Origin of the sequence: Mycobacterium sp. (genome assembly GCF_049281135.1) — a bacterium.
Classification (GTDB): domain Bacteria; phylum Actinomycetota; class Actinomycetes; order Mycobacteriales; family Mycobacteriaceae; genus Mycobacterium.
This window is the reverse complement of record NZ_JBAPRN010000184.1, coordinates 1-7,887: the sequence shown is the minus strand read 5'-3', so window position 1 is coordinate 7,887 and position 7,887 is coordinate 1. Positions and strand designations below refer to the sequence as shown.

10 protein-coding genes and 1 tRNA gene are annotated in these 7,887 nt (G+C 64.7%); 8 read left to right on the top strand and 3 right to left on the bottom strand.

Annotated features, from left to right (window positions below; all coding sequences use genetic code 11):
- The 5 genes from glp to WAN02_RS07410 form a co-directional block, all read left to right on the top strand.
- Window positions 1-912 (top strand): gephyrin-like molybdotransferase Glp (gene glp / locus WAN02_RS07430; RefSeq protein ID WP_422263519.1); only part of this gene is annotated, 912 nt, incomplete at its 5' end.
- 22 nt (window positions 913-934) lie between these two features.
- Window positions 935-1,588, top strand: coding sequence for a GNAT family N-acetyltransferase (locus tag WAN02_RS07425; RefSeq protein ID WP_422263518.1), 654 nt, complete (start codon window positions 935-937; stop codon window positions 1,586-1,588).
- 164 nt (window positions 1,589-1,752) lie between these two features.
- Window positions 1,753-2,757 (top strand): gephyrin-like molybdotransferase receptor GlpR, encoded by a 1,005-nt coding sequence (gene glpR / locus WAN02_RS07420; protein WP_422263517.1) that lies wholly within the window; start codon window positions 1,753-1,755, stop codon window positions 2,755-2,757.
- Between the two features lie 46 nt (window positions 2,758-2,803).
- A tRNA-Ala gene (locus tag WAN02_RS07415) sits at window positions 2,804-2,876 on the top strand.
- Between the two features lie 183 nt (window positions 2,877-3,059).
- Window positions 3,060-3,218 (top strand): hypothetical protein, encoded by a 159-nt coding sequence (locus WAN02_RS07410; RefSeq protein WP_422263516.1) that lies wholly within the window; start codon window positions 3,060-3,062, stop codon window positions 3,216-3,218.
- A 189-nt stretch (window positions 3,219-3,407) separates the two neighbouring features.
- On the opposite strand, the gene WAN02_RS07405 is transcribed toward WAN02_RS07410, so the two are convergent.
- Window positions 3,408-5,186, bottom strand: coding sequence for a hypothetical protein (locus WAN02_RS07405; protein ID WP_422263515.1), 1,779 nt, complete (start codon window positions 5,184-5,186; stop codon window positions 3,408-3,410).
- Window positions 5,187-5,441: 255 nt separating this feature from the next.
- Here WAN02_RS07405 and WAN02_RS07400 point away from each other — a divergent pair, with 255 nt between their 5' ends.
- Window positions 5,442-5,954, top strand: a complete 513-nt coding sequence (locus WAN02_RS07400; protein WP_422263514.1) for a TetR/AcrR family transcriptional regulator C-terminal ligand-binding domain-containing protein — start codon at window positions 5,442-5,444, stop codon at window positions 5,952-5,954.
- A gap of 158 nt (window positions 5,955-6,112) precedes the next feature.
- Here WAN02_RS07400 and WAN02_RS07395 read toward each other — a convergent pair whose 3' ends face one another.
- Window positions 6,113-6,496: a DUF732 domain-containing protein gene (locus WAN02_RS07395; RefSeq protein ID WP_422263513.1), complete on the bottom strand. Its 384-nt coding sequence runs from the start codon at window positions 6,494-6,496 to the stop codon at window positions 6,113-6,115.
- Between the two features lie 149 nt (window positions 6,497-6,645).
- Between WAN02_RS07395 and WAN02_RS07390 the strand changes: the two genes are divergently transcribed.
- Window positions 6,646-7,014 carry an ArsR/SmtB family transcription factor gene (locus WAN02_RS07390; RefSeq protein WP_422263512.1) on the top strand — a complete coding sequence of 123 codons (369 nt, stop codon included), beginning with the start codon at window positions 6,646-6,648 and terminating at the stop codon, window positions 7,012-7,014.
- A 27-nt stretch (window positions 7,015-7,041) separates the two neighbouring features.
- On the opposite strand, the gene WAN02_RS07385 is transcribed toward WAN02_RS07390, so the two are convergent.
- Window positions 7,042-7,401, bottom strand: coding sequence for an Rv2640c family ArsR-like transcriptional regulator (locus WAN02_RS07385; protein WP_422263511.1), 360 nt, complete (start codon window positions 7,399-7,401; stop codon window positions 7,042-7,044).
- Window positions 7,402-7,496: 95 nt separating this feature from the next.
- Between WAN02_RS07385 and WAN02_RS07380 the strand changes: the two genes are divergently transcribed.
- Window positions 7,497-7,887, top strand: a 391-nt coding sequence (locus WAN02_RS07380) for an ArsI/CadI family heavy metal resistance metalloenzyme (protein ID WP_422263510.1), incomplete at its 3' end; no start/stop codon positions are given.

Here is a 7,887-nt window from a genome sequence, read left to right as displayed (position 1 = left end):
GTGTTGCCGTTGCGCTGGACTGACGGCGGGCAGTCGCGGGTACGGGTGCTGCGCGGTGTGCGGTCCGGTGCCTATGTGCGACGCACCGGTGACGACGTGCAGCCCGGTGACGTCGCCGTTCGGGCCGGGACGATCATCGGCGCCGCCCAAGTCGGACTGTTGGCGGCGGTGGGCCGCGACCGGGTCCTGGTGCATCCGCGCCCGCGGGTATCGGTGCTCGCGGTGGGCGGCGAGCTGGTCGACATCTCGCGAACGCCCGGCAACGGACAGGTTTACGACGTGAACTCCTACGCGTTGGCCGCCGCCGCGCGTGACGCGGGCGCGGAGGTGAACCGGGTCGGCATCGTCAGCAGCGACGCACGAGAACTCGGCGAAGTCGTTGAGGGTCAGGTCAATCGGGCCGAGATCGTGGTGATTGCCGGCGCGGTCGGCGGCGCGGCGGCCGAGGCGGTGCGATCGGTGCTCGCCGAGCTCGGCGAAATGGAAGTCACCCGCGTCGCCATGCATCCCGGTTCCGTTCAGGGCTTCGGGCAGTTGGGCCGTGACGGTGTGCCGACCTTTCTGCTGCCCGCCAACCCGGTCAGCGCGCTGGTGGTCTTCGAAGTGATGGTCCGGCCGCTGATCCGGTTGTCCTTGGGAAAGCGACAGCCGATGCGCCGGGTCGTGCAGGCACGCACGCTGTCGCCGATCACCTCGATCGCCGGCCGCAAAGGGTTCCTACGGGGACAGCTGATGCGCGATCAGGACACCGGCGAGTATCTGGTGCAGGCGCTGGGTGGGGCGCCGGGCGCCTCGTCGCACCTGTTGGCGACGCTGGCTGAGGCGAATTGTCTGGTCATGATTCCGCGTGATGCAGAGCAGATCCGCACCGGCGAGGTCGTCGAAGTCGCGTTTCTGGCTCAGCGCGGCTGAAAGGGCCTGGTGGCATCGGCACGTGAACCTGTTTCGCTCGAACTCCCAGCACCCCGGCTGGCCGACTTCAGTCGGACCGTTGCGGGTCGCCGCCGGGACGATCCGGCTGCGCCCGGTGCGCCTACGCGACGCCTCGAAATGGAGTCGCGCGAGGCTGGCCGATCGGCACCATTTGGAGCCGTGGGAACCCAGTACCGAAGTCGATTGGACTGCGCGACACTCGGTTTCGACGTGGCCAGCGGTGTGTTCGAGCTTGCGGGCCGAAGCGCGCAACGGCCGGATGCTGCCCTATGTGATCGAGCTGAACGGCGAGTTCTGCGGGCAGCTGACGGTCGGGAACGTCACGCACGGCGCGCTGCGGTCGGCCTGGATCGGCTACTGGGTCTCCAGTTCGGTGACCGGTGGCGGCGTCGCCACCGGAGCCTTGGCGCTGGGTCTCGATCACTGCTTCGGCCCGGTCAGGTTGCACCGCGTGGAAGCCACCGTCCGGCCGGAGAATGCGGCCAGCCGGGCTGTGCTGGCAAAGGTCGGGTTTCGCGAGGAGGGGTTGCTGCGCCGCTACCTTCAGGTCGACGGCGGCTGGCGCGACCACCTCTTGGTCGGCTTGACGGTCGAGGAGGTCTACGGGACGGTGACGTCGGCCCTGGTGCGCGACGGGTACGCCGGCTGGGCGTAGTCCCGGTATCCGACCGAATTACGCGGCGTGTCGTGTTACCAACGTGACTTTTGTGACTAATGATGCTTGTCAGAGGTAAATTACAGATGTGTAATTGATCTGAGCGTGCCTCGGCCGGCAGCGCCGGCCACCGGTTGAGTCTTGCGGGAAAGGAGCGGGTCGCTATGCCAAGCATCCCGCAGTCGTTGTTGTGGATTTCGCTCGTGGTGCTCTGGCTGTTCGTGCTGGTCCCCATGTTGGTCAGCAAGCGCGACGCGGTGCGGCGCACCAGCGACGTGGCGTTGGCGACCCGCGTGCTCAACAGCGCCAGGGCTGCCCGGCTGATCAAGCGCGGTGGGCCGGCGGCAGGCCATCGTAGCGACCCCGACTGGCAACCCGAGGAAGACGAATACGGCGACGACCTTGACGACGTCGACAGTGACGAGACCGAAGACGCCTCGCCGTCGCGCGTCGTGACGGTTTCAGCGGCCTCGGTCGAGGATGCGGCCCCCGACCATCTCGACTTCGATGCGGTCGGCCCCGACTCGGAAGTGTTGCCGGTGAGCACGGGCGCGGTAGTCGACGACGAGACCGTGGAGGACACGAACACCGAGGTCGATCCCGAACTCGAGTACGACGACGAGGGCGAAGCGTTCGACGACGACGCCGATCAGTACGAATACGTCGACGACACGTCAGGAATACCGATCGGCGCGGAGCCGCTGAGGACCACAACTCCGCCATTCGGCCGGCGGTATCGCTATGACGCAGACAAAGCCGCCGCGATCGTTGCCCGCAAATACGCGGCCCGCAAGCGGGTACTGATGGTCATGGCGCTGACATTGGTCCTCTCAGCGGCGACGGCTTTCCTGCTGACCTCCACGGCGTGGTGGTTCTTCGGCACCCTGTCCGCTGCGACCGTGCTCTACCTGGGCTACCTGCGCAGGCAGACCCGGATCGAGGAACGGGTGCAGCGCCGCCGGATGCAGCGGATGGCACGCTCGCAGCTCGGTGTGGAGAACACCTACGACCGCGAATACGACGTTGTTCCGTCCCGGTTGCGACGTCCCGGCGCCGTCGTGCTGGAGATCGACGACGAAGACCCGATCTTCGAGCATCTCGACTACGCGCCCTACGCCGCCCGGGATTACGACTGGGACAGGGTCTTGCCGCGAGCGGTGGGGCAATAGCGGTTCGGCGAGGCCAGCCGCGACTGGTAGCCTGATCTACCGGTCAGGGGCTATAGCGCAGTTGGTAGCGCGTCTCGTTCGCATCGAGAAGGTCAGGGGTTCGATTCCCCTTAGCTCCACAGATTTTGAGCAGTTCAGGGCGTGTGTTGTCCGCTGGGGAACCACCGCGTCCGAAGGCCTCCGGGTGTGTCGCGCGCCAAGGCGTGCATCGACGGGGCATTGGCTCAAGATGTTGTTGGGTTTCGATCGTCAACCCAAGCAACAGTTGGATCAGTGCGGCGCTAGTGAAAAACCAAGAGCCCATGAGGCACAGCAGATTCCTGGCGCCCGCACCGCAAAACGCCGCGAACTCCGGCGCTGTACCGACCGCGAACAACGACGCACCGATCATGAACGACCAGCACTGGGCCCGCAGCATCTCGATTCCCAGCAGGGCGTTGGCAACTACCGGCGACTGTTGAGTCCGTCGTCACCGAGTGAAGAGAAGCACATTCGAATACTGGCGTGCGACCGTTGACGTGAAACAGGAACGGCAGCCTTCGGTCGACCTCAAGAGGCTGGCGATCGCCCGCGACTGCCTTGCTGTGATCGGCTGACACAACCCGGGCGGCGCCGACGGGTCCTCCCGCCCGCCGACGCCGCGTCCGAGCTCAGGGCACCAGGCCGGCGAGCAGTTCCGACGCAAGGCCCGTGAGGTTCACTGTGAGATCGCCACCGGTAATCGAGACCGGCAAGCCTAGGTCGGTCACAACACTGGTCAACAGGGATGTCACGTCGAGCGTCGGGTCGGTGCCCGACAGGCTCGAGAGATCCGACGACACCGGTGCGATGCTGCCGAGCGCGGCCAACAGGTCCTGAGCCAGGTCCACGTCGTAGGTCGGCACGGCGCCCCCGGTCACGTCAGGGATGTCCAGGTCCAGACTCAGCGTGCTGGGGAAGAGCCCCTCCAGGGTGCTAACCGGGATGCTGATGTCCGAGCTGCCGGCCGCGCCGAAGAGCGACTCGAGAGTGCTGACTGACAAGCTGATGTCCTGGCTGCCGGCGTTGCCGAGAAGCGTCTGCAAGTCGGAGATCGACAGGGTGATGTCGCTGCTGCCGGAGGTGCCCAGCAGCCCCTCGAGGGTGGCGGTGGAGACGCTGATGTCCTGGCTGCCGGCGGCGCCGAGAAGGTTCTCGAGACTGCTGACGGAGACGGTGATGTCCTGGTTGCCGGAGCTGCCGAGCGCCGACTCGAGGTCGCTGAGGACAGTGGCATCGGAAATGGATGGGGGAGTGATGGTCTCGTTGCCGATGCCGAGGTCGTTAATGAAGGTTTGGAGGGAGACGGTTTCTTTGGCGATGCCGAGGTTGATGGTGTAGGAGGGATCGCCGAGCAGGTTGACGATTGTGTCGACGGATATCGGTGGGACGCTGATACTGCCGCCGTTGCCGAGGGCGTCGCCGAGGACTGCGTCGATGGTGACCGGCACAGTGATATTGCCATCACTGGCGGCATCGCTGAGCAGCCCGTCCAGCGAAATCGGCAGGGAGACAGTGCCGTCGGGAGCAGCGCCGTCGAGCAGGCTGTCGAGGCTGACCGGCAGGGTGAGGCTCCCGCTGGGTGCGACGTCGCCGAGGAGATCGTCGACGGAGACCGGCAGGCTGAGCGTGCCGCCGGGGGCGGCGTCGCTGAGCAGGCTGTCCAGGCTGACCGGCAGGGAGAGAGTGCCGCTGGGGGCGAGGTCGTTGAGGATTGTGCTGACGTTGACAGCGATGTCCAGGGAGCCTGGTTCTATCAGGGTCGGGGTCGTCGTCACATTGCCGCCGCCGACCGCGGACAACTCGTCGGCAATGGTGTTGCTCAGCTGTTGAAGGGCGTCGATCTGGCCGGTGGCCGCGCCGTCGGTGGTGTTGGTGAGTAGCCCGAGCTCGGGTGAAATCAGCCCGGAGCCAACGGTTTCCGGGTAGCCGTTGAGGAATGCGTACAGGACCGTGCTGGGCCCGTCTTCGAGGTCGGTGAGCGCCGCGGAGTAGTCCCCGCTGCTGAGCGCCGATTCGACGTTGTCCGTGACGGCCGTCAGCGCGGTGGAGGCGGCGTTGGACGCGTCGCCGCCGCTGGTGAGCAGCAGCGCGCCCTCGGTGAGCAGTGAGATCGGGTTGGTCACCGGGTTCGCGGTGCCGGTCGACAGATCGCCCAGCACTGTGCTGAGACCTTGGGAGATGTCTGGGTCGGTCAGCCAATTGCTGCTGCCGAGAACCGATTCCAACCCGGACCAGTTGGCTTCGCTCGTGCTGACCAGCTGAGATAAGTCGAACTCGTCGTAGTCGACGAGCCGGACCTGTCGGTGCTGCACGTCAGGCCGCGGTGTAGCCACCGGATTGACGGCGATCAGGCTGGCGCCCACGAGAACGACACCAGTGGTGATCCAGGGTTGAAGATCGCGCTGCATGAAGGGGCCCTTTACGAACATTCGAGGTACGGCTGAGACGTGCCTGAAGGATGTCTGATGTGGATCTGAGAAATCCACGTCAGATGTTGCACGTCCTGTTGGGCTCCTGGCAACGCGCAGAAGCGAACTCACAGCGGGACGTCTAGTAATTAGGTTTGTACCAACGACGGATGGGAAACTTGAGGAATGGCCCCAAGTCGAACGCGCGGTCGACCCCGCAGCGAGGAACACCGTTACGCCGTTTTGAAAGCCGCCATGGAACTCATGCTGGAGGACGACCTGCGCAGGGCATCGGTCGACCGGATCTCGGCACGCAGCGGGGTCAGCAAGGCGACCATCTACAAATGGTGGCCGAACAGAACCGCCGTGGCTATCGACGCGTTCCTGCACCAGATGATGGCCGACGCGCCAGTGCCCGACACCGGGTCAGCGGCCGAAGATTTCCGCCTGACGTTGCGCGGCATGATGGGCTTCTACTCCAGTCCACTCGGTTTGATCTACGCCCAACTCGTGGGCGAGTCGCAGTTCTACCCAACTGAACGCGAGCGCATACGAACCCACCAGGTGAACGTCCGCCGAGAAGCGGTGAGGACGATCTGGGACCGCGGAGTCGCCCGCGGCGAATTGGATCCGAATCTTGACCCCGAGGTTGCGCTGGATCTCATCTTCGGGCCGGCGATGTACCGGAGGGCGACCGGGCACGGAGGATTGACGCCGGCCGACGCCGACGCCATCGTGGGCACAGCGATGCGGGCTCTGGCCAGCTGATCGGCGCCTTGCGCTCGGTTCACTGTGTGGGAAACGAGTCCGTTGGCCCCTGGCAACGCGCAAGCGCAAACTCACAGCGAGTCGCTAACAGAAGAGTTGTGGCCGCCTGATTACCTATGCCGTGCAACAGGTTTGGCCAGCTTCGAATGTGGTTGGTTCTACTGGCTATGGCGTGGGCAGAACGCGGCGATGCTGGCTCCGACGAAAAACCCGGCGTGATAGCCGTCCAAACCAGACTGTGTCATCACATTGTTCGCGACGTCACTCGCCTGCACACCTTGATCGAGTTCGCCGCAGACCTCGCGAGCGGCGGCGGTCGCGGCTTGCGTGGACGTGAAGGTGATGCCCCTGGAAGAGAGCGCGCCGTGGAAACTGCCGCTGTCGACGGCGTAATCGGCGTGTGCGCTCGGGGCCGCTACTCCGATGACGCTCAGTGGCGCGACCGCCAGGACAAGGCCGGCGATCAGTGATCGCAGCGGGCGGAACGAACGCACGTGGGGGGTGGCGACCGCGGCGGACGCCTCGTTGATTGGAGAAGTCATGTCTGTGCCTCGCGATCTCGATGCGTAGGAGTTCGGCACGTTCGCCGACGGACCGTTCCAGTTTGACGACGTTTCGTCATATTCGCAAGTGTTAAAATGTTTGAAGAGGCGAATCCCATCCTCACCAGTGCGTAAGAATGGATGCCGCCATGGCAAAGCAAAAAGTACGGCCACCCGAAGCCGCGAACGTGGTTCCGCGAGCCGAACCCACCCGGCCGCAACTAGCCTCGGCCGCCGCCACATTCACACTTTTGAGCAACCCGACACGGCTACACGTGCTGTGGCTTGCCGCCCAAGACGTCCACGACGTCAGCACCCTGGCAGAACGTACCGGTGTCGGTGTTGCCACCATGAGCCAGCACCTGAGCAAGCTGCGCCTGGCCGGACTGATCAGCGCGCGCCGAGACGGCCGCCGCCACATCTACACCGTCGACGATCCCCATGTGCTCACCTTGATCCAGCAGATCTTCGCCCACATCGCGTCCGACGGCAGTCTCGCACCTGACCCACAACACTGAGCCGCTTGTTGCGGTGCCGACGACTGACTAGCGGCAGCAGTTCGGGTCTAGCACCGTGCACAGTGCGACGAGCGCGTCGCGGCGCGGACGGTGGTAGACGTTCATGCCGCGTCGTTCGGACTCGACCAGACCTGCGCGGCGTAGCTGGGACAGGTGATGGCTCACGGTCGACTCGGTCAATTCGACTGCCGACGCGAGGTCGCCACTGCACACCTCGCCGGCATCCGAACTGAACAGCAACGAGACCAGCTTCACTCGCACCGGGTCCGCCAACGCCTTGAGCCGCAACGCAATTGATAAGGCGGCGGCGTCGTCGACAGGTCCAGCGGCCACCGGCGAGCAGCACACCGGCGCGGACATATCGACCGCAGGCAACGTCTTCGGCATGCGACCATCCTGCCACAAAGATTGACATATATCGAAGAGGTGGCATCATCGGGGGAGTCAGCAGTTCGATATAAGCCACATAGGTCGGAGTTGTCATGGCCCGCGTTCAACTCGCCCTCAATGTTGATGACCTCGATGAGGCCATCGCGTTCTACTCCAAGCTGTTCAACATCGCGCCGGCCAAGGTCAAGCCGGGCTACGCAAACTTCGCCGTCTCCGAGCCGCCGTTAAAGCTCGTCCTCATCGAAAACCGCGGCCACGGTGGAACTCTCAATCACCTCGGCGTCGAGGTGGAGTCGAGCGCCGCCGTCCACACCCAGATTGCCCGCCTGACCAATGAGGGAATGTTCACCGAACAGGAGTTGGGGACGACCTGCTGCTTCGCGACCCAGGACAAGGTGTGGGTGACCGGACCCGCCGGTGAGAAGTGGGAGCTGTACACAGTTCTCGCAGATACCGAATCGTTTGGCACAGACTCATTGATAC

Bases quoted from the DNA above. Each gene is read 5' to 3' on its own strand.
- glpR (WP_422263517.1), top strand. From the start codon at position 1,753: ATGCCAAGCATCCCGCAGTCGTTGTTGTGGATTTCGCTCGTGGTGCTC.
- WAN02_RS07410 (WP_422263516.1), top strand. From the start codon at position 3,060: ATGAGGCACAGCAGATTCCTGGCGCCCGCACCGCAAAACGCCGCGAAC.
- WAN02_RS07405 (WP_422263515.1), bottom strand. From the start codon at position 5,186: ATGCAGCGCGATCTTCAACCCTGGATCACCACTGGTGTCGTTCTCGTG.
- WAN02_RS07400 (WP_422263514.1), top strand. From the start codon at position 5,442: ATGGAACTCATGCTGGAGGACGACCTGCGCAGGGCATCGGTCGACCGG.
- WAN02_RS07395 (WP_422263513.1), bottom strand. From the start codon at position 6,496: ATGACTTCTCCAATCAACGAGGCGTCCGCCGCGGTCGCCACCCCCCAC.
- WAN02_RS07390 (WP_422263512.1), top strand. From the start codon at position 6,646: ATGGCAAAGCAAAAAGTACGGCCACCCGAAGCCGCGAACGTGGTTCCG.
- WAN02_RS07385 (WP_422263511.1), bottom strand. From the start codon at position 7,401: ATGCCGAAGACGTTGCCTGCGGTCGATATGTCCGCGCCGGTGTGCTGC.